The organism is Brevibacillus gelatini, assembly GCF_050920745.1.
Lineage (GTDB): Bacteria > Bacillota > Bacilli > Brevibacillales > Brevibacillaceae > Brevibacillus > Brevibacillus gelatini.
In genome coordinates this window covers 1213915-1239579 of the sequence record NZ_CP154342.1, presented here as the reverse complement: position 1 = coordinate 1239579, position 25665 = coordinate 1213915, and the positions used below count along the sequence as shown (strand labels likewise).

The following is a 25665-nucleotide window of genomic DNA, read 5'->3' as shown; positions in this document are numbered from 1 at the left end:
AACGAATACGTCAGGGAAAAGTCAGATGGAAGGGAATGGTGTGAAAAGCAAAAATCGACCAGCTCATTTGTCTGGTCGACTGTACATTTGTGGCTATTCTCGCAAAATCAACGTAAACGTACTTCCTGACCGGCTGCTTTCCGAGAGCAGCAGCGTGCCCCCCAGCGCGTGCGCGATCATTTTGCTGAACGACAGGCCAAGGCCGAGCCCGCGGACGAGATGCTTCTTTTCCTCGCCCCGGTAAAAACGCTCGAAAATAAGCTTCTGCTCCGCTTCCGGGATGCCCGAGCCTGTATCTTTGACATCAATGCGAATTTCATCGCCCGTACGAGACAGGGAAACGACGATTTTTCCGGCCGAGTTCATGGCTTGCGCGGCGTTGTTTAACAGGTTGTACAAAATTTGCTGCACACGAAGCGGATCGGTGTGTGCCATGATCGGCTCCTCCGGCTTGACGATGGACAGCTCAATCTGCTCGGCCTCCTGTACGATCTGCCACTGATGGGTAATTTCCTGTACCAGCTCGTACATGTTTTGCTGCTCGCGGCGAATGCGAATATCTCCGACGACAAAAGAGTTGAAGTCGAGCAAATCCTCGACCATTTTTTGCAGCCGGGCCGTTTCCTTCGAGCAAATTTCCAGAAACTCCTTCGCTTCCTCGCCGCCGACGATGTCGTCCTTGACCGCCTGCACCAGCCCACTGATCGACGTGACAGGCGTTTTCAGCTCATGCGTCACTCCGGCCAACAGCTCGGTGCGCATCAGCTCCAGCTGCCGCAGGCGATCCGCCATTTCCTTGAACGAGTGGATGAGCTCGTAAATCTCTTCCTCGCGCCTGTCTTTTTGCAGATGAATGTCGTAATTGCCCATGACGATCTGCTTGGCCGCGTCTGCCACGTCCTTGATCGGCGTCGACAGCTTTTTCGTCAATCGATAGATGACGAGCCAGCCGAGCAGTCCAAGGCTGATGAGCATGATGAACAAAAGCTGAAACTCGGTCGTGCTGCGCGTCAAATCCTGCATCGGCGTAAACAGCATGACCCAGCCGACCGTTTGCTGGTTGACCCGGATGCTTTTTTTCACAAAAAGCAGCTTTTCTCCCCGTCCCAGCTCCAGCTGCGACATGCTCTCGTCGGCTTCTACCAAATCGCGGGCCATCCGCCTGAGCTCGGAGCTGAACGGCCCCGGCCCGCTGAACACCGCGCGACGATCCGCATCCAAAATGACCATGAACGGCTTGTAGTTGACGCGCAGCGACTCCTGGCGGCTGTCGAGCAGGCGGAACAAAAATGGCTCCATGATGACCCGCCCATTGGCATCCACTACGCGATCAGACACCTCGGCTGCCATCAGCCGCATGAAGTCCAGCCGCTTTTGCTTTTCACTGTAGTTGATCCAGAGGCTGGAAGCGATGCCGATGAACAAAAGACCGATACAAAGGGTGATTAAATACCGGGTCGTCCAATAGCGAAACAGGGAAATGCGCTTTTTCTCACTCATAGACGCAAAGCTTGTAACCCAAGCCACGGTACGTGCGGATTTCTCCTTCGGACGCAGGCCAGTTTTCCAATGCTCGGCGGATGCGCTTGATGGCGAGGTCCACGGCGCGGTCGCTGCCCTCGTAATCCATTCCCCACACTTGCTCAATCAGCTGCTCCCGCGTAAACGTCTGATTTTTGTACTGGGCGAGGAACAGAAACAGCGACAAATCTTTTGGCGTAAACGACAGTTCAACGCCGTGCAACGTAACCGTATACGCCTTGAAGTCAATTTTCAGGCTGCCGAACTGCTTGACCTGATCTCCTTCGATAATTTGCTTGGAGCGGCGCAGCACAGCCTTGACACGGGCCACGACTTCATCGGCAATAAACGGCTTGGTGATGTAGTCGTCCGCTCCCTGATTCAGCCCGGCAAGCTTGTTGTCGATATGCCCGAGCGCCGTCAGCATGATGACGGGACAAGAGCTTTTCGACCTTATGTATTCCAAAATGCTCCACCCGCTCCGGCCCGGCAGCATGACGTCGAGCAGCACCAGGGCAGGATTGAACGTGTCGAACTTGTGCTGGGCCTCGTCCCCGTTAAACGCCTGTTCGACTGAAAACTGATGCTTTTCCAAATACGCCTTCAACACCCGAGAGATGGGCAACTCGTCTTCCACGATCAGGATATTGGTCATTCCAGTTTCGCTCCCCTCAAAACGGACAGGTCTACTCTCTTTAGCGTAGGACATGAATATGTCAAGCAAATGTCTAGTACATGAGCTTGCACACCGATAAAATGAAGGAAGCCGTAGCTAACAGGGAGGTTTGATTCATGAAACGTTTGACTCCGGAAGAAAAAAACGGTCTGTACAAGGCTATCAGCAATCGTCGCGATATACGCACGTTTCGCCCTGATCCGATTCCGCCTGAAAAAATTTCCATGATTTTGGCCGCTGCCCATCACGCTCCTTCCGTCGGATTCATGCAGCCGTGGAATTTTATTCTCGTAGAGGACGAGCCGACCAAGCAGGCGCTGGCTGACTGTGCGGACAAGGAGCGGCGCGCCCTCGCCATCCACTACGAAGGAACAGGGCGCGAAGCCGCTTTTCTCGCACTGAAAGTTCAAGGCATCATGGAAGCGCCGCTCACCATCTGCGTCACCTGCGACCCGACACGCGGCGGCGATCACGTGCTCGGGCGCAATTCGATTCCCGAGACAGACATCATGTCCGTCAGTTGTGCCATCCAAAACATGTGGCTCGCAGCGTACGCGGAAGATTTGGCGATGGGCTGGGTCAGCTTTTACAAAAAGGCGGACGTCCGCCGCATCCTGAACATCCCGCCGCACATCGATCCGGTAGCGCTGTTGTCCATCGGCTATACCGATCATTACCCGGATCGGCCGCTTTTGGAAATACACCAATGGGCAAAGCGGGAGGACCTGCAGCAGTTGATCTATCGCGGTCGCTGGGGAAACAGCGCTTCCGACAAACAAAAAGGACTGCCCGATGAAGAGGCAGCCCCAAGAAAATAGAGAGGGTAGTACGTGAATCGCGTCATGTTCTTGACGGACGCAAAGCGCGTGAAAGTTTCAGTTTGCAGCCGACTTGCGCACATGGAACTAGGAAGTTGGGAAATATCGCCCTGAGCCTGGTTGCGCCCGTCGGCTTTTTCTGGTCCGATCTCTACAAAAGCGGCAGGCCCGTAAAGCCCTAATGGACTATTTCTGCGGGCGCACCCGGTTCGTCGGGATCGCGGCCAGCGGATCGTCCGGCCAGTAATGCTTCGGATAGCGCCCTTTCAAGTCTTTTTTCACCTCGAAGTACGTCTGCTGCCAAAAACTGGCCAAATCTCGTGTCACCTGCACCGGACGCTGTGCCGGGGAGAGCAGGTGCAGCGTCAGCGGCACCTTGCCCCGGCCGATGCGCGGTGTATCGTGCCAGCCGAACAGCTCCTGCAGCTTAACAGACAGGCACGGCGCGGCAGGGTCGCTGTAGTCGACAGCGATTTTCGAGCCGCTTGGAACGGTGATATGCGTAGGTGCGTACTCATCCAGCTGCTGTCGCTCTTCCCAACTCAGCATTCCTTCCAGCACCGCAGTCATGGACAGCTCTTGCAGATCGTCTTTTTTGCGCATGCCGTACACATGCGGCGCAAGCCATTCCTCCAGCGTGTCGAGCAAGGCTTCGTCATCTGCCCTGGGCCAGTCCGGCAAAATGCTGTGCATGAACTGCAGCCGTTCTCTGAACTGGCGGGCGTGACGGCTCCACGGCAAAAGCTCCAGCCCTTCCGTCCGAATGCCCGTAAGCAGAGCCTGCAGCACCGCATCGGCTTCCGCTTCTGCCGCCACCTCCTGCAAGACGAATGCCCCGAGCTTTTTTCGCGTACGCGCCCGCACCGCCTGAGCGGAACGGTCCCACCAGACAGACGTTTCCTCCGTGATTTGCCCGGACCAGTCGCGGTACAGGTCGCTTTCCTCCACCGCTGCGGCGAGCATGATCCGGCTGTCCGCTCCCTGATCGTCCAACAGCGGCGCGACTACATACGGGGCAAAAGCCAAAGGCTGTTCAACCGCAAACGCCGCGCCGCGGCCATTTCGCAGCAAGTATCGCCCGTCTCCCCGGCGCTGGGCGATCCGGTCCGGGTAGGCAAAGGCCAACAGCCTGCCCGTCTGGCTTATGTCCGCCACGTTTTCAACCGTACTCGCGCCTCCCCACTGCCGCTTGAGTTGCGCCGCTTCGCTCCACAGCCGCCGACAGAGCGCCTCATCCACCTGTCCTTCCGCAACAGCGCGTGTCCCGCCTTTTTTTCCGGCGACGAGCCGCAAAAGCTCTACCCGCGCGCTGATGTCCGCGTCGGCAAAAGCCGCTCGGCCCCGGACGATTTCCCGCTCTTCCAGCAGCACGGCCAGTTCGCAGGCCAGCTCTCCAAGCCCGAGCTTGCCCGCTTGTTGAATCATGTGCCCAAGCCTTGGATGCAGCCCCATCCCGGCCAGCATTCTGCCGTGTGCGGTAATCTGGCTGTGCCCGTCCAGCGCCCCCAGTTGCTGAAGCAACTCCCGCGCCTGGGCCAAAGCGGCTTTTGGCGGAACATCCAGCCATTGCAGTTCCTCTACATCGTTCACGCCCCAGGCTGCCAGCTCCAGGGCGAGCGAGGCGAGGTCTGCTTCTGTGATTTCCGGCGGCTCGTGCGCTGCAAGCATCCGGTCCTCCTGCTCTGTCCACAGTCGGTAACAGACACCTGCTTCAAGCCTGCCTGCCCTCCCTCTACGCTGGTCGGCAGCCGCCCGCGACACCCGAACCGTCTCCAGCCTCGTCATCCCGGTGCGCGAAGAAAAGCGCGGCAGCCTTTTCCAACCGCTGTCAATCACGATTCGCACCCCCTCAACGGTCAGGCTCGTCTCCGCAATCGAGGTGGCGAGCACAACTTTTCGCTCGCCCGCTCGGCCCGGTTGAATCGCCACATCCTGCTCGTGCTGTGCCAGCGCCCCATACAGCGGGTAGACGCGCACGTTTGCAGCGAGCCCGCTTTTGGCCAGCAAAGTTTGTGTCGTACGAATTTCTTTGGCTCCCGGCAAAAATACGAGCACATCCCCTGCCTCCTCCGCCAATGCAGACAAAACGGTACGGGTGACTGCTTCCTCGACCGCGCCCGTCCACGGCTTCGGCAAAAAGCGCGTCTCGACGGGAAACGCTCTGCCTTCACTCACGATGACAGGAGCATCCCCCAGCAGGCGGGCGACAGGCTCCGCCGCCAGTGTCGCCGACATGACCAGAATGCGCAAGTCTTCGCGAAACAGGCTTTGCGCCTGCAAGCTGAGCGCCAGTCCCAGATCGGCATGCAGGCTCCGTTCGTGAAACTCGTCGAAAATGAGCAGGCCGACACCTGCAAGTTCGGGATCGTCCTGGAGCATCCGCGTCAATATTCCTTCGGTTATCACTTCCATTCGCGTGCGCGGGCCGACTCGCGTATCGTGCTTGACCCGATACCCTACCGTCTCGCCCACTTGCTCGCCAAGCTGCCGCGCCATGTAGTCCGCAGCCGCCCGCGCTGCCAGCCGCCGCGGCTCCAGCATGAGAATGCGTTTTTCAGATAGCCATGCCTGCTCCAGTAAAGCGAGCGGCACCCTGGTTGTTTTCCCTGCTCCGGGAGCGGCGACCAGGACGGCGCTGCTGCTTTTGGCGAGCGCTGCGGTCAGCTCCGGCAATACTGCATCGATCGGCAATGCCTTCATCTTTTTCCACCTCTTGTCCGGACCATTCTGTAACCATCATACACGATCGGCAGGCCAGGAAACGAAATTGCGAAATGACTGAATAATCCCCCCATGCCATGGAAGCCATCGGCACAAGTCATACCTCCGAACTGCAAGCAGCATGAGATAGGCAGACTTTTCGCAAAAAATCTTCTAAAATAAAGAAAACGAGCTTGTCAGAGAAAGGACGATATTGCGCATGGCAATCAAAAAAATCGAGCACGTCGGGCTGATGGTCAAAGATTTGGAAGCGTCCATCGCCTTTTACACGAAAGTGATCGGCATGGAGCTGAAAGGGACACTCGTGCATTCCAATCAGATTATTACGCTTGCTTTTCTCGGGTTTCCAGGCAGCACAGAAACCGAGCTGGAGCTGATTCACGGCTACAACGACGCGCTGCCGGAGGAAGGCAAGGTGCATCATCTCGCGTTTGCGGTAGATAACCTCGAAGCCGAGATCGAGCGGCTGAAACAGCTTGACGTCTCCTTCATCGACGAAGCGATCACGACGCTGCCCAACGGCTCCCGCTACATGTTTTTCCGCGGTCCGGACGGCGAATGGCTGGAACTGTTTGAGAGTACGCGCTAAAGCAAAACGAAGACCATCCGGCTGATTTTCGGCCCGGATGGTCTTCGTTGCTGTCGTTACTGGTTTCCGACGTTGATGAACGGAGTCGCGCCGCCTGTAACGTTCGGCAGCTTGCCGTCCCACTTGCGAATCGCTTCCAGTTGCGCTTCGATCTGTCTGAGCTGAATCAGCTCCGGTGTGACCTCCTGCTTTTGCAGGCGCAGCGCTTCGGCCTGTGCCTGTGCGCGCGTGATCTCCTGTTCCTTTTCGATCTTGATCCGCTCCAGGTCGAGCTTCGATTTGAGCGCCTGCTGCTCCGCTATTTGCTTCGACTCGATTGCGCGGTTAAACTCATCGCTGAACGTAAACTCGCGAATGTTGATCTCATCGAGAATGATGTGGTAGGCAGACAGCTTTTGCCGCAGCGCTTCCTTGACTTTGCTGCTCACCTCGGAGCGCTTGGAGATCAATTCTTCTGCCGTGTACTGCGCCGTGACCGCTTTCAGCGCTTCGGCGATCGCCGGGTCGACAATGCGGCTGTTGTATTCAAGCCCTACCTGCTGGTACAGCTTGTTGACGTTTTCGCTGTCCAGATGGTGGTTGACCGCGATAGTCGTCGAGACGGTTTGCAGGTCACGCGAAGCAGACGTTTGACTCGACTCGGATTTTTGTACCCGTACCTCCATCGGAATGACGGTTTGGATAAAAGGAATTTTAAAGTGCATGCCTTCCTGCAATACTTTTGGCTGTACCGCACCCAACTGCAGCACAACACCGCTATGCCCCGCAGATATGATCGTGAACGATTGGGTCCCGAGCAAGACCAATACGGCAAGGACGAGAATGGTTGTGAGCAGCTTTCCCCCGGCTTGGAACGGATTCATTTTCACTACGTTGTTGTCGTTCATGTTCCGCCTCCCCTTTTTATCTGTTCGTTTATACATACGGGTCAGCAGACGCCAAGTTTCAACTACTTTCTGTCTTTGCTGCCGCAAGCAGCACCTTCCCCATGCGCTCAGCCTCGATTTTGCACAGTTCAAACTCGACCTCGCCGGATACGTGGGAAATCAGTTGGATGACTTCCTCGCAGCCGTGGCTGCAGATGAGAAACTGCTCCCACTTCACTTCCGAGCGCGGCACTTTTCTGGCCGAAAAGCCGCTTTGAAAACCGCCAATGGTCATCGAATCATCTCTACTCCTTTCGTTCCTTGCACATACATGAGGCTGAACGAGAGCGTGGCCGTACAACGCGGGGGCTGAATCAGGATGATGCGGCGTACAAGTTTTTGAACTGGTTGTAAAACAACTGGTAGTACACTCCTTTTTGCGCGAGCAGATCGTCGTGGCTGCCTTTTTCCACGATCTCCCCGCGATCCACGACCATGATCGTATCGGCGTCGCGGATCGTGCTGAGCCTGTGTGCGATCACAAAGCTCGTGCGTCCTTCCATGATCTTTGCAAGCGCATCCTGGATCATCAGCTCTGTCCGCGTGTCGATGCTGCTCGTCGCCTCGTCGAGAATCAGCATCGCCGGGCGGGCGAGAATCACGCGGGCAATCGCTAAAAGCTGACGCTGCCCCTGGCTCAAATTGCCGCCGTTTTCCGTCAGCTGCGTATCGTAGCCCTTGGGCAGCCGATGGATGAACACATCGGCATGCGCCATTTTCGCCGCAGCCTCGACCTCGGCGTCTGTCGCGTCAGGCTTGCCGTACATGATATTTTCCTTGATCGTCCCGGAAAACAGATACGTGTCCTGCAAAACGAAGCCAAAGCTCCTGCGCAGGCTGTCCCGCGTGTATTCGCGGATGTCTTTGCCGTCGAGGTAGATCGTTCCTTCTGTCACATCGTAAAAACGCGTCAGCAAATTGACGATGGTCGTTTTGCCCGCACCCGTCGGACCGACCAGAGCCGTCATGCTTCCCGCCTGCGCCTCGAAGCTGACGTTTTGCAAAATCGGCTGGTCGGGGCGATAGCCGAAGCTCACCCGGTCGAATACGACGTGTCCCTTTGGCTGCGCGAGCACAGCGGCGTCAGGGGCATCGAGCGTTTCCTCCCGCTCATCCAGCACCTCGAACACCCGCTCCGCGCCCGCAACGCCGGATTGCAGCACGTTGAAAATGTTGGCAAGATCGTTCAGTGGGCGGACAAACTGCCGAGAATAGCTGAGAAAGCTGGCGATCACCCCGACGGTAATCATCCCTTTGACTGCCAGTATCCCTCCGACAATCGCCACGACTGCAAAGCCAAGGTTGTTAATCACGTTCATAATCGGCATCAAAAAGCCCGACCAGATTTGCGCCTTCATTCCGACCTTGCACAGCCTGTCGTTGATCGCGGCAAAGTCGGCAATCGCCTTTTCCTCGTGGTTGAACGCCTTGACGACCTGAATCCCGGAAATCGTCTCTTCAATGTGACCGTTCAGCTTGCCCAGCTCGCTTTGCTGATGTTTGAACAGCACACTGGTTCGCTTCGCAATCGTACGGGTGAGCAAAAAGACGAGCGGCACCGTAATCAGGCAGGCGAGCGTGAGGATCGGTGATAGCACGAGCATCATCACCAGTGATCCGGCGATTGCGATGACCCCGGACATCAACTGTGTCGTCGACTGCGAGATCGAGTTGCTGACGTTGTCAATATCGTTGGTCAGGCGGCTCATCAGCTCGCCGTGCGTGCGCGAGTCGAAAAAGGCAATCGGCAGCTTTTGCAGCTTTTCAAACAAAGCTTGCCGCATGTTGGTCACGATCCGCTGCGTGATGCCCGCGATCAGCCAGCCCTGCAAAAACGTCAAGGCTCCGTCTGCGATGTACGAGCCGAGCAACGCGAGAATGATGATCGACAAAAAGCTGAACGACTGTTCTATGCCTGTCATTGCGTCGATTGCCTTTCCGATCAGGTACGGGGCCGAAAGCATCAGCAAACCGTCTACGCAGACGATGGCGAACACGAGCGGCAGCCATCTTTTTTCCCGTCCGAACGCTTGCCAGAGTCTTTTTAACGTAGCGGAAAAGTTTTTCGGCTTGCTCACCGGCCCCCGCGCTCCGCCATGTCTGAAGCCGCGGCCCGGACCGGGAGCAAAAACCGGAAGTTCTTTTTGCTGCTTGCTCATCCTAGCTCACCTCCTTGCCGATTTGCGACGTAAAGATTTCCTGGTAAACCCTGCACGTCGCGAGCAGCGTTTCATGCGTGCCAATTCCGGCGACCTCTCCGTCGTCGAGCACGATGATCTTGTCGGCATCCATCACTGAGGTGATCCGCTGCGCGATCAGGATGCAGGTCAGGTCTTTTGCATAGGTTTGCAACGCTTCCTTGATCTTGCTTTCCGTCGCGACGTCGACCGCGCTCGTGCTGTCGTCGAGAATGAGAATCTCCGGCTTTTTCACCAACGCCCTGGCGATGGAGATGCGCTGTTTCTGCCCGCCGGAAAAATTGACCCCGCCTTGGCCGACACGCGTCTGGTAGCCTTCCGGTGTCGCTGCAATAAACTCATGGGCTTGCGCCATCCGGGCCGCTGCTTCCACTTCCTCCTCCGTGGCATCCTCCTTGCCCCAGCGAATGTTTTCCAGCACGGTTCCCGTAAACAGCGTCGTCTTTTGCGGAACGATCGCTATTTTTTCCCGCAGCCTGGCCGGATCAACCTCGCGGACATCCCGGCCGTTTACGCGAACCGTCCCTGCCGTCACATCGTAGAAGCGCGGAATCAGGTTGACCAGGCTGCTTTTCCCCGATCCGGTCGAGCCGATGATTCCCACTGTCTCTTTCGGCAGGCACGAAAACGAAATACGCTTCAACACAGGCTGTCCATCCTCGCCCTCGTACGAAAAGCTGACCTCATCGAAGTCGATCCGGCCTTTTTCTTCCCCCGGCTCCTGGCCAAGTGCTGCGTCCTCTTTCCAGTTCATCCGGTTTTCCTCGGCAAAAACTTCGGCGATCCGCCCTGCCGACGCTCTGGCCCGCACGAACATGTTGAATACCATGGAGATCATCATCAGGGAAAACAAGATTTGTGTCATGTAGTTGATGAACGCGATAATGTGGCCGACCTGGATATTTCCTTGCTCCACGCCAAGGCCGCCCAGCCAGAGCACGGCGACAATCCCCAGGTTGACCACAAGCATGATCGCCGGACTGAACACGGACATGACGCGGGTTGCAGACAGCGACTTCATTTGCAGCTCTTCGTTGGCCCGCGTGAACTTGCCAACCTCGAAATCAAAGCGGTTGAACGCCTTGACGACCCGCACCCCCGCCAAATATTCGCGCATCGCTCCGTTTACCCGGTCCAATGCTTGCTGCACCTTGAGAAACAGCGGAAAGCCGATTTTCAGATTCAAAAAGATCAGCAAGCCGACAATCGGCACGACGACAGCGAGCACGACCGCCAAATCCGGGTTCAGCTGCGTCGCCATGAACAGTCCCCCGATGCACACCAGCGGCGCCTTGACGAAAATGCGCATCATCCCGTTGGCAAACATCTGGATCTGATTGACGTCATTGGTCAGGCGGGTGACAAGCGATGCCCGGTCGAACTTGTTGAGACTGTCAAACGACAAGGACTGCACCTTGGCAAACAAATCAAACCGCAACTGCGACCCGAAGTTTTGCGACACATAACTGGCAAACACGTTGCGCATGGAGGCGGCGACAGCGCCAACGGCCGTAATCAGGAGCATCAGTCCCCCGGTTTTCAGCACGTAATCCATGTCGCGCTGCGCCACGCCGATGTCGATAATCCGCGACATGATCGTCGGCATAAACAGATCGCACAGCGCCTCCACCATCAAAAAGATAATGGTGATGCTCGCCAGCACGCCGTATTTCTTTATGTATTTTCGATAAAACCGCATGTGTTCACCTCACCTCTACGTTCCACGATACCTGCTGGCATGAAAAAAGTCACGCGGGGAGTTGCGGCAAAAAGCAGTCGCCGTCTTGTTGCCTCTTGCTTTTTTCTTCCAATCCGTTATATTAGGTATTAGCTAAAAATGTTAGGCAGTGCCTAATTTTCTTGCCGACTGGCAAAAGGAGAGGGGGAACGGGAAGGCATGCTTGTCTGGATGTTACGGAAAGTAATGGCTGACAGAGGCATCTGGTCCGGGGCAGCGCTCGCACGTCTCTTGAAGGAGAAGGCGGGCTATGAGATTTCGGCTCCGTCGATCAGCGCGCTGCTCAACGGCCAGCCGAAGCAAATGAAGGCCGACACGCTGGATGCGCTATGCACGGCGTTGGAATGCACGCCGAACGATCTGTGGGTGCACACCCCACCCTCACAAAAGAAAGAGACGTAACTTGCATACTTTGGAGGTAGAAAGCAGATGGCAGTAAAAACAATCCTCCCTTTTGGAGATCCGATTTTACGCAAAACGGCAAAGCCCGTCACCGAGTTTAATGACAGGCTGGGCAAGCTGTTGGATGATATGGCGGAGACACTCTACGCCAAGGAAGGGCGGGCAGGGCTGGCCGCGCCGCAAGTCGGCTTTTTGAAGCGCGTGATCGTCATGGATTGCGGAGACGGGCTAATCGAACTGGTTAACCCGGAAATTTTGGAGATGGACGGGGAGCAGATCGGGCCGGAAGCATGCCTGTCTTTTCCCGGGTACTCGGGCATTGTGAAACGCGCCCAGTACGTGAAAATCCAGAGCGCAAACCGTGCGGGCGAAACGTTCACGCTGGAGGGCGAAGGCTTTTTGGCCCGCTGTATCCAGCATGAGATCGACCATTTGAACGGCGTGCTGTTCGTGGACCGGATCGAGGGGGACAAGCTGTACAACGACCAGACGAAGCGCAAAGTGAATCTCATGGACGTTTGGCAGTTGACGAAAAAGCAATTGTAAACGGCACGAAGGAGCAAAACGCCAAAAAATCCACCTGACGATGCAAGGTGGATTTTTTGGCGTCTTTCGGCGTGTGAAAGCTACGCAAACACAATCGTCTTGTTCCCGTACACAATCACTTTGTCCTCGACGTGCCAGGAGATCGCCTGGGCCAGGACGTTGCGCTCGACGTGGCGGCCGGCCACTTTCAAATCTTCCTCGGTATAGCGATGGTTGACGCGAATGACGTCCTGCTCGATAATCGGCCCTTCGTCCAGATCGTTGGTGACGTAGTGGGCAGTCGCCCCGATCAGCTTTACGCCGCGCATGAAGGCGCGTTTGTACGGATTGGCCCCGATGAACGCGGGCAAAAACGAATGATGGATGTTGATAATCTGGTTCGGGTAATGCGCGATGAAGCGCGGGGACAAAATTTGCATGTACCTGGCCAGGACGATGAAGTCGACGTTGCCCTGCAACAGCTCCAGCGCCTTGCGCTCCGCCTCTTCCTTGCTCTGGGTAGTGAGCGGAATGTGGTAAAAAGGAATTCCGTACGCTTCCACCGTCTCTTTTGCGTCCGGATGATTGCTGATGACCATGGGTATATCCACGCGGATTTCCTGCGACTTGACGCGCCAGAGCAATTCGACGAGACAGTGGTCCATTTTCGAGACGAAAATCGCCATGCGCTTTTTCTGGCTTTCTTTGCTGAGCCGCCAGTCCATCGGGTAATCCTTGGCCATTTTCGCCAGGTCCTGCTCAAGTTGTCCGAACGATTCGGACAGCGTCTCCAGATCAAACAAAATGCGCATGAAAAACATGCCGTCGCGCGGGTCTGTCGTATGCTGGTCGAACTGCACAATGTTCGCTTTGTAGCTGAATAGCAGGTTGGAGACGGCCGAGATGATGCCCAGCCGCTCCGGGCACGAAATGAGCAGGATCGCCCGATTTTCGTTTTTTGCAGGCTCTTGGTTCATATAGGTTCCTCCCGTTTTGGATGCTTTTCCCTTTCCCATAGACTGCCCAATCCGTCGGGAGCATTTACGCTCATTCCTCCAAGGCAAATTCGGCGTACTGTTCGGCAGTAAGCAGTTCGGACAGCTCACTCGGGTCGCTGATTTCCACGACAATCATCCAGCCTTTTTGGTACGCATCCGTGTTGATGATCTCCGGGCTGTCTTCCAGCTCGCTGTTTACTTCCACGACTTTGCCGCTGACTGGCGAAAACAGGTCCGATACGGCCTTGACCGACTCTACCGTGCCCATGGTTTGATTGGCGACCACTTCGGTACCCACCTGCGGAAGCTCGACAAACACGAGGTCCCCCAGTTGACTTTGGGCAAAATCGGTAATCCCTACGCGCACGCGCGTCTCGCTGAGCACCTCTACCCACTCGTGCTCCTTGCTGTACAGCCAGTTTTCTACAACTTTACTCATGTCTACTCTCCTCCGTATCGTTTTATTTCATGATTCTCTCTTTGACGGCTGAGCCTGTCGGCGTGACGGCCAGGCCGCCCAGCGCGGTTTCGCGGTAAGCACGCGGCATTTTTTTCCCAATCTCGTACATCGCCCCGATCACTTCATCGCACGGAATCTGGCTCTCGATCCCGGCCAGGGCAATATCGGCGGCGGAAAAGGCGAGCGAGGAACCGAGCACATTGCGCTTGATGCACGGAACCTCTACCAGTCCGGCAACCGGGTCACAGACGAGGCCGAGCATGGACTTCAAGGCGATGGCCGCAGCATGCACGGCCTGGCGCGGCGTTCCCTGCTTTGTCTCGACGATGGCCGCAGCAGCCATGGCCGTCGCCGAGCCGACTTCCGCCTGGCATCCCCCTGCCGCTCCCGAGATAAAGGCGCGGTTGGCGATCACATAGCCGATGGCGCTCGCCGTGAACAGCGCCATCACCAGATGCTCGAACGTGTACTTTTGATTTTCATGCAACGAAAACAGGCAGCCGGGCAAAATCCCTGCCGAGCCTGCTGTCGGCGTCGCAACGATGATTCCCATTCGCGCGTTCATTTCCGAGGTGGCGAAGGCAAACTTCATCGCGTCCCCGACAATCTGCCCCGTGAGTTGCTCGCCTTTTTCCAGATAGCGCTCCAGTTTGTAGGCATCCCCGCCAGATATGCCGCTTGGCGCCAGCGTGCGATCCGCTACCCCCTGGTCAATCGCCTCTTTCATCCTGACCAGCCGCTGCTTCATCCCTTCGACAATCTCCTGCTCCGGCCGGCCGCTTTTTGCGCTCTCGCGGGCCACCATCACTTCCGCTATGCTTTTGTTCGTCGCTTCACAAAGAGCCAACAGCTCTTCCATGGAGGCAAAGTCCATCTTATGCACCTCCTGCCACAGCTTCACAGCGTGTTTTTTGCCAAAGCTTGTTTCGCAGCTCATTCAGGTCGTACGGCGCGTTCAGCGGGATGTCGACGGCGAACTCGTTGACGTAAAAAATTTTCGAGATGCCCCCGCCAAGCGAAACACCGCCGATGACCGCCGTAACGCGGGCTGTTTTCGCCCGGACCAGCAGCGTGTTGGGATGGTCGTAATACGGGCACTCGCCCCGGCATTCGAACGCGAGGCGAACACCTCTTTTTGCCGCCAGCTCAAGCGCCACGCGGATGCGGCTGTCATCCGTGTCCAGCCCGAGCAGTCCGCCGACGATCGCTTTGTCTGTCCCGTGCCCCTTGTGCGTTTCCGAAAAGGAGTCGTAAAACACGATCTCGGCTGACTCGATGCCGCCGCCGAGAAAGTCGTGGACGAACTTCCCAATCGTCACGACCCCCGCCGTATGCGAACTGGACGGGCCAACCATGATCGGCCCGATAATGTCAAAGCAGCTGTTGTATACCATCGTCGCCCCTCCTGACTGCTTCACTGCGAGCTTCTGGTCCAGCAGACTGGTTGCGCTCCTGCAAGCTCATGACATCGCCCCCTGGAAACGTGTGGAAAAACATCGACCGCTACCTTTCCATCCTTTTGCACAGAAAAAAAGGACAGGGGAAAGATAGAGTGACGATACCCTACCTTTCCTCTGTCCTTTTTACCTGAGAGTTTAACTCCTGAAGCGATCCAGGAGTATTCCCCTTGGGTGGCTTTGTCAGCGCTCTCCAGAGGTGCGTCCGCTTGTAGTATCTGGTACCTGAGAGATTGATCCCAAGGCTTTTATGGGACTTGCTCCTTCGGTGCTAAACCGTTCGTTTAGTCTCTCCTACAACCATCATCCGCTACTATTCACTTCTTGCATATCATTGATTTTAGTAAAGCATACTCACTCTGCCAATGTCAATTCTGAAAAAAACCATTATTCAGTCTGTTATACCTGCTGACGCCGCCCCCTTTTCCATTCATGTATTTATAAGGAGGCCCGACATCATAATGTCTGAAAAAGTTCAGGAATGAAGGAGTCCCTCCCGATCCGGGTACCCTATAATTTACTGGGAAGACCTCTCATGCCACTAACAGACCAAGGTACGATCGGAGTGACGAAGGATGTATAAAAAGCTACTGGCCATCCCTGTAACGGCTGTTTTATTGTTGCTTTCAGCATGCGGTGCGAACGGGCCAGGAGGACAAGCCGCAGGCGATCCTGCCGCAAAGCCGACACGTTCTATCCAGTATTTGGGCAACACCTATACAATCCCCGCACGAACCAAACAAATCGCCTTTATTGAATCGCGCAGCAGCTTTGAAGATGCGCTTTTGACAGGCATCCCGCCGTTTGCCGCCACGGTCGAAAAAAACGGGGCGTTTCCGCAGGAATACGCGGCGATTACGCAAAATACGCAGAAGCTCCCTGCGGACATTATCGACCACGTCGGCGATCTTGCCGCCTTGGGGCCGGACACCATCCTGACTTCCGACAAGACGTCCGCAGAAAAACGCAGCAAGCTGGAAACAGCGGCAACGGTGATCCCTGTCTCCTCGAACGGGGCGCACTGGGAAGACAATCTGCGGCTGCTTGCCGAGGTGCGCGGCAAAGACGCCAACGTCGATGCGATTGTGAGCAAGGTGCGGACGAATATAGAAAAGACGCGTGAAAAGCTGGCTTCGCTCAAGGACAAAATCGTTTTGACCGCATGGTTTCACGAAGGCGCTTTTCTCGTCTATCCGAAAAACGAGCGGTACAACTACTTGCTGTACACCGATCTCGGACTGGCGACACCAGGCGTCGTCGAGCAAGCAAAAGAGCCCGTACCGCTTTCCCTTGCAGAGCTGGCACAGGCAGACCCGGATTATTTGTTTGTCATGGTCGACAAAAGCAGCGATCCCGCCGCCGCCAAAGCTTTCGAGCAGTTGAAACAGCAAAGCGAATGGAGCAATCTGCGCGCGGTTCAAAACCGCCAGGTCTACGAAAATGCAGTCAACCCGGGATTGGCGGGAGGCACCGCCTACAGCAACCAGTCGTTTTTGAACGCGCTGTCCGCGCGGTTGTTGAAATAAGCATCTTGCTCTTTACAGTTGAAGCATTTCGCGTGTATAAAAGCGGTCAATCAGATCATACTATACTCATCGAGCTCGGTGGTGTGTTTTCAAACAAGGCTGTAGTCTTCTACGGAGGCGATGCGCCATGGATGATTTACACGATCACCTAGTGAACAGAGGAAAACCGCAACAGTGCTAACAGCTTCTAACTTCATACTGGAGGTAGATGCGTCGCACGCAGTGATCGGTAACACCTCAAAGCTAGCGAGCTCGATGTATGCCGTCTCCTTTTCGGAGGCGGTTTTCTTTTTGCCATTTTGCCATAGGAAAAAGACCTTCGCCACCGAAGCAGCAAAGGTCTTGCAACACTGAATTATTCTCCAAGATCGACGTTGTGGTACACCTGCTGCACATCATCCAGGTCTTCGAGAGCGTCGATCATTTTTTCAAACTGGGCTTGCGCTTCTGCGGAAAGCGTCACTTCGTTTTGCGGGAGCATGGTCAGCTCGGCGACAGTAAATTCGCTGATGCCCGCTTTTTTCAGCGCTTCCTGCACGGCATGGAACTGCTCCGGCTCAGCGTAGACGATGACGGCCCCGTCTTCTTCCAAAATGTCGCGGACGTCTACGTCGGCTTCCATCAAAATTTCGAGCACTTCCTCGGCTGTTTTGCCTTCGAGGCCAAATACTGCCGTCGGGTCGAACATGTAGGCTACAGAGCCAGTCACACCCATGTTGCCGCCGTTTTTGTTGAAGGCGGCGCGCACTTCAGACGCCGTGCGGTTTACGTTGTTGGTCAAGGCGTCCACGATGACCATGGAGCCGTTTGGTCCGAAGCCTTCGTAGCGCAGCTCGCTGTAGTTTTCTTCAAATCCGCCCTTGGCTTTTTCGATTGCGCGGTCGATGATCGCCTTCGGTACGCTGTATGTTTTGGCGCGCTCCAGGACGACTTTCAGCGCACGGTTCGACTCTGGATCAGGCTCGCCCTGCTTGGCCGCTACATAAATTTCCTTGCCGAACTTGGCATATATACGACTGATGCTGGCATCTTTCGAAGCTTTTTTCTCCTTGATATTGTTCCACTTACGACCCATAAATTCCCACTCTCTTTCAACGTCACAGATTGAATGCTAACAAGACTCCGCAGTCCAAAATTACACGCAACTATTATACCTCAATCTTGGGTTTTTTTACGAGAAAATCCTTGTGAAAAACGTATAGCTTTCTTTTTGTGCTTAATCGGTACTGTCGTTGTTTGGCAGTTGCGTTTGGTGTTGCTCGATTCTCTTGTTCTTGGCTTCATCGCGGCTTTTGCGGAGGCGAGGAAAGAGGAGAAATCGCGGGAGCTTCTTGGAATTCCTGCTGGGAGATTCACTGCCCGGCTGGAATTCCAAAGAGCTGTCGCGGATTTCTCCTCTTTCCTCGTCAGCGGCTTGCGGTGGTCTATCGAAAAAAATTTTTTGATTGTGTTCTCACACGTAGCTTTCACCTCGACAAAGAGGACAACAGTTATGTTCACTCTACTTATCTGTATTGACGGAATAATGGAATGAAAATCTATCGCAAAAGGTGTCTCCTCTTGTTTGTCCCTGAATCACTGTTTCTACTTGTATGAAAAATGGGCGGCTAGACATACATTCTGCCTATCCGCCCCATTTCCTTGCTTGCTCAGCCAATCTCCAACAGGAGAACCGTCCAAGCTTGTCATCTATTTTTTCGTCAACCCTTCATAAATCGTCTTGATGTTCCACTCCATCATCTTGATGTACGAATCGCCGTCTTCGCCTGGTTTGCCGAGCGAGTCGGTGAACACTTTGCCGACGATTGGCACGCCGGTTTCGGCCGAGACCATTTCCATGCTGCGCGGGTCGATGCTTGTTTCGACGAACAGCGCCGGGATTTTTTTCTCACGGATCAGGTCGACTACCTGGCTGACCTGCTCAGGCGTTCCCTGGTTTTCCGAGTTGATTTCCCAGATGTAGGCGGCGTCGAAATCGTACGCTTCGCAAAAATATTTAAACGCTCCTTCGCTCGTTACGAGGACGCGCTGCTCGCGCGGGATTTGGCTGAACTGCTTGACGGCTTCGTCGTGCAGGGCGCGCAGCTTTTCGATGTACGCCGCTGCGTTTTGCTCGTACGTTTCCTTGTGCGCCGGGTCGATTTTGCCGAGGGCGTCGCGGGCGTTTTCTGCGTACTTGATGCCGTTGCGCACGTCCAGCCAGGCGTGCGGGTCTTCTTCGCTTTCCTTGCCTTTGCTGGTCAAATGCTTGGCGGCTACGCCTTCGCTCAGGCGGAACACGGGTGCATCCGGGCCGGACTTGCCTGCTGTGTGCATCAGCTTTTCAAACCACGCGTTTCCTGCTTCCAGATTCAGGCCGTTGTAGAACACGGCATCAGCATCCGTTGTTTTCTGGACGTCTGCTGGCAGCGGATCGTATTCGTGCGGGTTGGAGCCGACGGGAGCCAGGCTGTGAATCTCGACGCGATCTCCCCCTACGTTTTTCACGATGTCGTACAAAATCGAGTACGTCGTCACGACTTGCAGCTTGTCGCTTCCCGATTTTCCGGGCTCGGCCGATTTGTCTTGCGGAGTACCGCACGCAGCGAGCAAGACAGTTGCGATGAGAAAGACGAGAAACGAATTCCATTTGTTCATGCGAATCCTCCTTCACTTTGAAAGCTCGACTCTTTTTTGCCGGGCGCGAGTGGACTTCCAGACAACCCCGTGCTTGCGGGAGAACAGAAAGGCTAGCAAAAACAGCGCCGTTGCCACGAGCACAATCGTCGCGCCCGATGCCAGATTGTAGGTAAAGCTGAAGTACAAGCCGATGATGGCAGAGATGACCCCGAAGCCGGCAGCGAGAAAAATCATCACCGACAGGCGATCCGTCAGCAAATACGCCGTAGCGGCCGGAGTAATCAGCATGGCGACTACGAGCACGATGCCGACCGTTTGCAGAGACGCCACTGTCACCATCGTCAGCAAGGTCATCAGCAGATAGTGGATGAGATTGTTGCGCAGACCGTAGGCGGCGGCAATCGTCGGGTCGAACGATGTCAGCAGCAGTTCCTTGAAAAAGGCGTAGACGGCCACGAGTACAATCACGCCAATGCCGACAGTGACCCACATGTCAGACGGCCGGACGGCCAGCACGTTCCCGAACAGGATATGGTACAGGTCTGTACTGCTTTTTTGCAGTGTAATCAAAATGATCCCCAGGGCAAAAGCCGAGGTGAACAAAATCCCGATGGCCGTATCATTCTTGATCCGGCTGTTCTGGCTGACGTAGCCGATTCCGATCGCCGTCAGGACGCCAGTGGCGACTGCTCCCAGAAAAAAATTGATTCCGAACGCATAAGAGAGAGCAACCCCCGGCAAAACCGCGTGCGAGATCGCATCCCCCATCAGCGACATGCCGCGCAAAATAATGAAGCTGCCGATGACCCCGCAGATGATGCCGACTACAACCGATGTAAACAAAGCTTTTTGCAAAAATCCGTACTGTCCGATTGCTTGTAAAAAATCCATTACGCCGTTACCTCTACCTTCTCCAGAAATTGAAGCTGATGGGCGTACGCTTTCGCCATGACCTCGCGATTCAGGACTTCATCGACAGCACCGAACTTGATAAGCTCCTTGTTCAAAAGCAGCAGCTGATCGAAGTAAGCATTCGCCTTGCTCAAATCGTGATGGACGACCGCAATTGTTTTGCCCTGAAACTGCAGCTCCTTCAAAATCCGGATGATCGTCTCCTCGCTGGCGACGTCAATCCCGACAAACGGCTCGTCCAGAAGGAGCATCTCCGGTTTTTGCGCCAGTGCCCGCGCCAAAAAAACGCGCTGCTGCTGCCCACCGGACAACTCGCCAATCTGCCGCTTCGCGAAGTCCGCAAGCCCGACTTCCTGCAGGCATTCCATCGCCCACGCCTTTTCCTTCTTTTTCGGAAATCGGAACAAGCCGACGCTCGGGTACGTTCCAATGAGAACGGTATCGAGCACGGTGATCGGAAACGTCCAGTCGATCTGGCTGCGCTGCGGCACGTAGGCGACCTGCTTTCTGACTTCCTTCACGTCCTTGCCGTAAAACAGGACGTCTCCCCGGTCTTTTCCGATCAATCCGAGCATGGCCTTAATCATGGTCGACTTTCCCGCGCCATTGGGCCCAATGATGCCCACCATGCTTCCCTGCTCGATGTCAAACGTCACATCCCGCACTGCCTCGACTCCAAAGTAGGAGACGAAAAGCTCCCTGACTGACACCGCATGATTCATGAGATTCCCTCCAAATTCACCAGTCGTTGGTGCTCGTTCTTGCTGCTAGCAGACCGTTGCGTTCACGGGACAATCGCTCTGACCGGCTCATATATGCTTATACACAAAATTGTAGTTGTTGCCCAATAATATTCACCTTAGCAAAATAATATGCTTGTGTATAAAAATGTTTCCTTGATGCAAAATTTAAAGGATATTTATCCTGCTGTCAATGCTCATTTTCATTCTTCGCCCGGGAAACCGGACTTCGCACCGCCGTTTTCCCGCAGCGGAGCCGCTACAAAAACCGCGCGCGCCATCATCCAAAAACAGAAAAAACACAGCCCATATTTATCGAGCTGTGCTTCTTATTATTCACTTCGCTTTTGCTACACCAGTTGCAGCGAAATATACTTCACTTCCAAATACTCCTCGATGCCGTGGTGACTGCCTTCCCGGCCAAGCCCGCTTTCCTTCATGCCGCCAAACGGCGCTTGCGCGACAGATGGCGCCCCGTCGTTTACCCCGACGATGCCGTACTCCAGCTTTTCCGAAAATGTGAACGCCCGCGCCAGCGACTGTGTGAAAACGTATGCTGCCAAGCCGTACGGCGTCGCATTCGCCCGCCGGATGACTTCCTCATCGTCGGAAAACGTGCTGACAGGCGCGATCGGCCCAAACGTCTCTTCCTGCATGCACACCATCTCATCGGTTACATCCGAAAGCACGACTGGTTTCATGAAGTAGCCAGTGGCTCCCGCGAGAACCGGATTGCCGTGGAGCTTCGCCCCTTTGCTGACCGCGTCGTCAATTTGCTGCCGGACTTTTTGCACGGCGCGCTCGTCAATCAACGGCCCGATCTCGACGTTGTCATCAGTTCCCTGACCTACGCGCAGTGCGGACACCGCCGCCGTCAGCTTTTGCAAAAACGGCTCCTTCACCGCTTCGTGCACGTAGATGCGGTTTGCGCAGATGCACGTTTGCCCGGCGTTGCGGAATTTGGACTGCATCAGCCCTTTGACCGCTGCGTCGAGATTCGCGTCCTCTGCCACGATAAACGGCGCCAGGCCGCCAAGCTCCAGAGAAAGCTTTTTCACGGTATCGGCCGCTTTGCGCATCAGCAGCTTGCCTACCGGGGTCGATCCGGTAAACGTGAGCTTTTTCACGCGCGTATCATCCATCCAGACATCGACGACTTCCGCTGCCTGTGAGGTGGTGACGATGTTGATGACGCCCGGCGGAATCCCGGCCTCGTGGGCACACTCCGCCAAAAGCAAGGCGGTCAGCGGCGTCTGTTCGGCTGGCTTTGCCACTGTCGTACAGCCTGCCGCAAGCGCCGGGGCGATTTTTCGCGCGATCATCGCCGCAGGAAAATTCCACGGAGTAACAGCCGCCACGACACCGACTGGTTGCTTCTGCACGAGAATCCGTTTGGAAATGGCGGATGCCGGAATCGTCTCGCCGTAAATCCGCTTTGCTTCCTCGGCGTACCATTTGATATAGCTGTTCGCGTACTGGACCTCGCCTCTTGCTTCTGCGAGCGGCTTGCCCTGCTCCAGCGTCATGACGTAGGCGATCTCGTCCAGACGAGCTTCGATTGCCTGGTGCCAGCGCTCCAGAAGAGCCGCGCGCTCATAGGCAGTCGTGTTCGACCAGCTATGAAAAGCGGCTTGCGCGGCATCTACCGCCTGTCTCGCTTCTTTCGTCGAAGCGTCCGGCACGCTGCCGATGATAGCCAAGGTCGCCGGGTTTTGCACCGGGATGCGTGCGGCAAGCGTCACCCACTCTCCATTTATATACATGCCTTTGTTCCATGCCTGTTGTTTCACGCCGCCTTTTCCTCCTTCTCGTTTTCATTGGCCGTGAACAATTTCTCCTTTTCACCGCTTAGCCATTCTTTTCCGTACAGCAGGACGCACAGCAAAATTCCTGCACCAAACGCCATGGCTGCTCCTTTGATAACGAGAATCGCCCCTACGACACCGGCGATGCCCAGATCGCGCTGGCTGCGCGCCTGCATCACGCCAATCCGCACGCTGACGTAGCCTTGGACGAGCAAGGTCAGGGCGACGGCGACACCGAGAATCGGCTGGACCAGGCTGACGATTGGCAAAAGCAATAAGCCTGTATTTGTGCCCCAGCGAAACGATCCTGCTCCTCCGAAGAACGAATCCATTGCTTTTTTCCCTTTTTTGAACCGCTCCACCACCACGACCTGCATCGCTGCCCACATCGGCCCGCACATCGTAATGTCTGGCCCGATCAGGCTCATCAGCATGTTCCGTCCGCCAAAAATCATGTGCGCGCGATCCGGATTGTAGTCGACTTTTTCATCGAGCCGCACTTGGTCTGACTCGGACAAAAGCGCTTTCGTCTTCAACACGTCGCCAAAGACGACGAGATACGTGGCGAACACAGCCGGAATCGCTGTAATGAAAAAGGACAGCGACGGCAAGCCCAGACCGAAGACGGTGTACTGTGACCAGAGCGTGGCGAAGTCCGGCTGGCTAAAGCCCCATTGAATGTCCGGCCACTTCGCCTCCCCGAAAATCGGCGCGACGAACACCGCCAGCAAGATCGCAGGCAAAATCCCCAGGTTGCCGAGTAAGGCCCACCCTTTTCCTTTTTGTTTTAATCCTTCAAAATGTTTGGAAAAAACGAGATAAAAGCAAAAACCGATACAAATCGCAATCGTGTACGGGAACAAGTCGAACTTCCCGCCCGTTTCAAAGATCGAGGTAATCGCGCCAATCCCCGCGCCGAGAATAATCCCCGACTTGATCGCATTCGGCACAAAGTTGACGACCCGCTTCGCCAGTCCCGTAATCCCGAGCAAAATCGATAACAGCCCAAGCGTCAACTGGAAGGCAATCAGCGCGTGCACCCGGTCCGGACCTTCCGGGAACTGCTCGACGAACAGCACAATCAGCGGAATCGCCGGGGTAATCCAGCCGGGAATGACCGGATCGCCCAGAAGATGGTGCAGCAAATACAAGAAGCCATTCAAAATAACAACCGCAAGCCCCACCTCAAACGGCATGCCCAGATGGTCGGCAAGCAGCGTGATCGCGCCAAGGTCGACGGCACACATCAACAGCCCTTGCAAATAATCGGGCCATTCAAAGCGATAGTGTACAAATGGCAGCCGGATCTTGAACGGTCCGGCCGGAATATACGGGCTTTCTTCACCCGCTTTGCGTTGCTTCCACTTCATACCGATTTCCCCCTTTTAGTAAGCTGCTCGTTTTAGTAAGCTGCTCGATAGATGTCTTCAATATCTTTTTTCCGCAAAGTGCGTGGATTGTTTTTCAACAGGCGGGTTTGCTTCATCGCCTCTTCGGCCATCTCCGCAATCGCCGATTCCGGAATGTTGAACTCGCGCAGCGACTGCGGAATTTCCACGTAACGGCACAGGCGCGTCATCGCAGCAATCGCTTTTTCCGCCGCTTCGTCCAGGTTCAGTCCGTCGACGTTTTCCCCGAGCGCCTGCGCGATCTCCCCGAGCTTTTCCAGGCAGGCGATCTTGTTCGCCCGCATGACGTACGGCAGCAACAGCGAATTGCTGACGCCATGCGCCATGTGGAACCGTCCGCCGAGCGGGTAGGCCAACGCATGAACAGCGCCTACGCCTGCGTTGCCAAAAGCAAGTCCGGCCATCAGCGACGCGGTAATCATCGCTTCTCGCGCCTCGATGTTGTCCGGGCAAGCGTATGCTTTCGGCAAGTGAACGGCAATCAGCTTCATCGCACCAATCGCCAGCGCATCCGTCACCGGGGAGGCAAACTTGGAAATGTAGGCTTCCACCGCATGCACCAATGCGTCCACGCCGCTCGCAGCAGTCACACTCGGCGGGCAAGTAAGCGTCATGACAGGCGAGACAATCGCGACGTCCGGCAGCAGGTAAGGGCTTACAATTCCCTTTTTCACCTGTTCTTTTGTATCCGACAAAATCGAGATGTTCGTCACTTCTGAACCTGTCCCCGCCGTGGTCGGAATCGCGATCAGCGGCAAGCCCGGCTTTTTCAGCAGGTTCGTGCCAAAATACTGCTCGATGCTGCCTTCATTCGTCACCATGACGGAAGCAGCCTTGGCGATGTCGATTGCACTGCCGCCGCCGACTGCGATCAAGCCGTCGTGGCCCCTTTCGCGAATCATCTGCACACACAAGTCGACGATCTCGATTTCCGGCTCGGGATTTACATCAGAGAAGACACCCGCCTCCATCGGCAAAAGTGCTTCCACCTGGGCAACTACCCCGGCCTGGGTAAGAATTTTGTCCGTCACAATCAGCGGACGCGTCACTTTCAGACGGACAACTTCCTCTGGCAAAAGTGCCAGCGAATCCCGGCCTGTGACCAGTTTGTTCGCAGCAGCAAATGTAGAAATGTTCATGTTCTCATTCTCTCCTTTCTCTATGCCGCCAGCTAAGTAGCAACTCCTGTGCCAAGCGAGCAAAATCAGGCGCCATTTGCGCCGGGTGCCTCCCCGCAAAAACGAATATCCCCCAACTGCCGCAAGCGTTTGCTCACTTTTTGGACACATTTTCAGAATCGCGGTTTGTTTCAGTCAAAAGGAACCGTTTCCATTTTCGCCGTGATTACAAAACGAATCAAAAAGCATCGTTTGATTCGTTTTGTAATCACCCTTCTCCCGCTCCCCCATATCCTTCCATCAATCAAAAATGTTTTATGATTAAAATAATCTGTTTATTAGGAATTTTTGTTTGACAAACTTTTCAGATTAAATTACTATCAGAAACGTGCTTGCGAATATGTAACGCCATTAATAGTGCGGGAGAGAGTAAACTCGTCGTCTGGCACCACAGGAATCAGCTTCTCAGAGAAAAGGATAGAGAAAAATAGGAACCCGCCTGTTTTT

22 protein-coding genes, 1 pseudogene and 1 riboswitch are annotated in these 25665 nt (G+C 55.3%); of the genes and pseudogenes, 5 read left to right on the top strand and 18 right to left on the bottom strand.

The window, feature by feature from the left end; all coding sequences use genetic code 11:
* Nucleotides 1–93 precede the first annotated feature (93 nt).
* The gene (locus tag AAFJ72_RS06235) at nucleotides 94–1500 is read right to left on the bottom strand and encodes a HAMP domain-containing sensor histidine kinase (protein ID WP_432776452.1); all 1407 of its coding nucleotides are present in this window, start codon (nucleotides 1498–1500) and stop codon (nucleotides 94–96) included.
* On the bottom strand, nucleotides 1493–2176 hold the full coding sequence (locus AAFJ72_RS06230; protein ID WP_432776451.1) for a response regulator transcription factor: 684 nt from the start codon (nucleotides 2174–2176) through the stop codon (nucleotides 1493–1495). The genes AAFJ72_RS06235 and AAFJ72_RS06230 overlap by 8 nt, the downstream gene beginning before the upstream one ends.
* Before the next feature lie 137 nt (nucleotides 2177–2313).
* Here AAFJ72_RS06230 and bluB point away from each other — a divergent pair, with 137 nt between their 5' ends.
* Nucleotides 2314–3015 carry a 5,6-dimethylbenzimidazole synthase gene (gene bluB / locus AAFJ72_RS06225; RefSeq protein ID WP_432776450.1) on the top strand — a complete coding sequence of 234 codons (702 nt, stop codon included), beginning with the start codon at nucleotides 2314–2316 and terminating at the stop codon, nucleotides 3013–3015.
* Nucleotides 3016–3201: 186 nt separating this feature from the next.
* Here bluB and hrpB read toward each other — a convergent pair whose 3' ends face one another.
* A complete protein-coding gene (gene hrpB / locus AAFJ72_RS06220) occupies nucleotides 3202–5715 on the bottom strand; it encodes an ATP-dependent helicase HrpB (RefSeq protein ID WP_432776449.1) in 2514 nt (837 codons plus the stop codon).
* A gap of 220 nt (nucleotides 5716–5935) precedes the next feature.
* On the opposite strand from hrpB, the gene AAFJ72_RS06215 reads away from it, so the two are divergent.
* Nucleotides 5936–6325 (top strand): VOC family protein, encoded by a 390-nt coding sequence (locus AAFJ72_RS06215; protein WP_122904865.1) that lies wholly within the window; start codon nucleotides 5936–5938, stop codon nucleotides 6323–6325.
* Between the two features lie 56 nt (nucleotides 6326–6381).
* Here AAFJ72_RS06215 and AAFJ72_RS06210 read toward each other — a convergent pair whose 3' ends face one another.
* The 4 genes from AAFJ72_RS06210 to AAFJ72_RS06195 form a co-directional block, all read right to left on the bottom strand.
* Nucleotides 6382–7212, bottom strand: coding sequence for a prohibitin family protein (locus AAFJ72_RS06210; RefSeq protein WP_432776448.1), 831 nt, complete (start codon nucleotides 7210–7212; stop codon nucleotides 6382–6384).
* A 58-nt stretch (nucleotides 7213–7270) separates the two neighbouring features.
* Nucleotides 7271–7486, bottom strand: coding sequence for a hypothetical protein (locus tag AAFJ72_RS06205; RefSeq protein ID WP_432776447.1), 216 nt, complete (start codon nucleotides 7484–7486; stop codon nucleotides 7271–7273).
* 79 nt (nucleotides 7487–7565) lie between these two features.
* Entirely contained in the window at nucleotides 7566–9410 is a 1845-nt protein-coding gene (locus AAFJ72_RS06200) for an ABC transporter ATP-binding protein (RefSeq protein WP_432776446.1), read from the bottom strand.
* A 1-nt stretch (nucleotide 9411) separates the two neighbouring features.
* A complete protein-coding gene (locus AAFJ72_RS06195; protein WP_432776445.1) occupies nucleotides 9412–11148 on the bottom strand; it encodes an ABC transporter ATP-binding protein in 1737 nt (578 codons plus the stop codon).
* Nucleotides 11149–11346: 198 nt separating this feature from the next.
* Here AAFJ72_RS06195 and AAFJ72_RS06190 point away from each other — a divergent pair, with 198 nt between their 5' ends.
* Both AAFJ72_RS06190 and def read left to right on the top strand, forming a co-directional pair.
* The gene (locus tag AAFJ72_RS06190) at nucleotides 11347–11589 is read left to right on the top strand and encodes a helix-turn-helix domain-containing protein (RefSeq protein ID WP_432776444.1); all 243 of its coding nucleotides are present in this window, start codon (nucleotides 11347–11349) and stop codon (nucleotides 11587–11589) included.
* A gap of 27 nt (nucleotides 11590–11616) precedes the next feature.
* Complete coding sequence (def, locus tag AAFJ72_RS06185) at nucleotides 11617–12135, top strand: peptide deformylase (RefSeq protein WP_122904859.1); 519 nt, start codon at nucleotides 11617–11619, stop codon at nucleotides 12133–12135.
* 80 nt (nucleotides 12136–12215) lie between these two features.
* On the opposite strand, the gene purU is transcribed toward def, so the two are convergent.
* The 4 genes and pseudogenes from purU to AAFJ72_RS06165 form a co-directional block, all read right to left on the bottom strand.
* Entirely contained in the window at nucleotides 12216–13091 is an 876-nt protein-coding gene (purU, locus tag AAFJ72_RS06180; protein WP_122904858.1) for a formyltetrahydrofolate deformylase, read from the bottom strand.
* A 70-nt stretch (nucleotides 13092–13161) separates the two neighbouring features.
* The gene (gene gcvH, locus AAFJ72_RS06175; protein ID WP_432776443.1) at nucleotides 13162–13551 is read right to left on the bottom strand and encodes a glycine cleavage system protein GcvH; all 390 of its coding nucleotides are present in this window, start codon (nucleotides 13549–13551) and stop codon (nucleotides 13162–13164) included.
* A 22-nt stretch (nucleotides 13552–13573) separates the two neighbouring features.
* The gene (sdaAA, locus tag AAFJ72_RS06170; RefSeq protein ID WP_432776442.1) at nucleotides 13574–14446 is read right to left on the bottom strand and encodes an L-serine ammonia-lyase, iron-sulfur-dependent, subunit alpha; all 873 of its coding nucleotides are present in this window, start codon (nucleotides 14444–14446) and stop codon (nucleotides 13574–13576) included.
* 1 nt (nucleotide 14447) lies between these two features.
* A pseudogene (locus AAFJ72_RS06165) lies at nucleotides 14448–14894 on the bottom strand (serine dehydratase beta chain); the annotation flags it as partial.
* A gap of 337 nt (nucleotides 14895–15231) precedes the next feature.
* Nucleotides 15232–15336, bottom strand: a riboswitch (glycine riboswitch).
* A 268-nt stretch (nucleotides 15337–15604) separates the two neighbouring features.
* On the opposite strand from AAFJ72_RS06165, the gene AAFJ72_RS06160 reads away from it, so the two are divergent.
* Nucleotides 15605–16555 carry an ABC transporter substrate-binding protein gene (locus AAFJ72_RS06160; RefSeq protein ID WP_432776441.1) on the top strand — a complete coding sequence of 317 codons (951 nt, stop codon included), beginning with the start codon at nucleotides 15605–15607 and terminating at the stop codon, nucleotides 16553–16555.
* A 355-nt stretch (nucleotides 16556–16910) separates the two neighbouring features.
* Here the strand turns inward: AAFJ72_RS06160 and AAFJ72_RS06155 are convergent, their stop codons facing one another.
* The 7 genes from AAFJ72_RS06155 to AAFJ72_RS06125 form a co-directional block, all read right to left on the bottom strand.
* Entirely contained in the window at nucleotides 16911–17630 is a 720-nt protein-coding gene (locus tag AAFJ72_RS06155) for a YebC/PmpR family DNA-binding transcriptional regulator (protein ID WP_122904852.1), read from the bottom strand.
* Between the two features lie 614 nt (nucleotides 17631–18244).
* Nucleotides 18245–19192, bottom strand: coding sequence for a metal ABC transporter substrate-binding protein (locus tag AAFJ72_RS06150; RefSeq protein ID WP_432776440.1), 948 nt, complete (start codon nucleotides 19190–19192; stop codon nucleotides 18245–18247).
* Between the two features lie 12 nt (nucleotides 19193–19204).
* The gene (locus AAFJ72_RS06145) at nucleotides 19205–20065 is read right to left on the bottom strand and encodes a metal ABC transporter permease (protein ID WP_432776438.1); all 861 of its coding nucleotides are present in this window, start codon (nucleotides 20063–20065) and stop codon (nucleotides 19205–19207) included.
* Nucleotides 20065–20808 carry a metal ABC transporter ATP-binding protein gene (locus AAFJ72_RS06140; RefSeq protein WP_432776437.1) on the bottom strand — a complete coding sequence of 248 codons (744 nt, stop codon included), beginning with the start codon at nucleotides 20806–20808 and terminating at the stop codon, nucleotides 20065–20067. Before AAFJ72_RS06140 ends, AAFJ72_RS06145 begins: the two co-directional genes overlap by 1 nt.
* A 368-nt stretch (nucleotides 20809–21176) precedes the next feature.
* Nucleotides 21177–22589 carry an NAD-dependent succinate-semialdehyde dehydrogenase gene (locus AAFJ72_RS06135; protein WP_432777154.1) on the bottom strand — a complete coding sequence of 471 codons (1413 nt, stop codon included), beginning with the start codon at nucleotides 22587–22589 and terminating at the stop codon, nucleotides 21177–21179.
* 23 nt (nucleotides 22590–22612) lie between these two features.
* Nucleotides 22613–24001 carry a hypothetical protein gene (locus tag AAFJ72_RS06130; RefSeq protein ID WP_432776436.1) on the bottom strand — a complete coding sequence of 463 codons (1389 nt, stop codon included), beginning with the start codon at nucleotides 23999–24001 and terminating at the stop codon, nucleotides 22613–22615.
* A 32-nt stretch (nucleotides 24002–24033) separates the two neighbouring features.
* Complete coding sequence (locus AAFJ72_RS06125; protein ID WP_432776435.1) at nucleotides 24034–25179, bottom strand: iron-containing alcohol dehydrogenase; 1146 nt, start codon at nucleotides 25177–25179, stop codon at nucleotides 24034–24036.
* Nucleotides 25180–25665 lie beyond the last annotated feature (486 nt).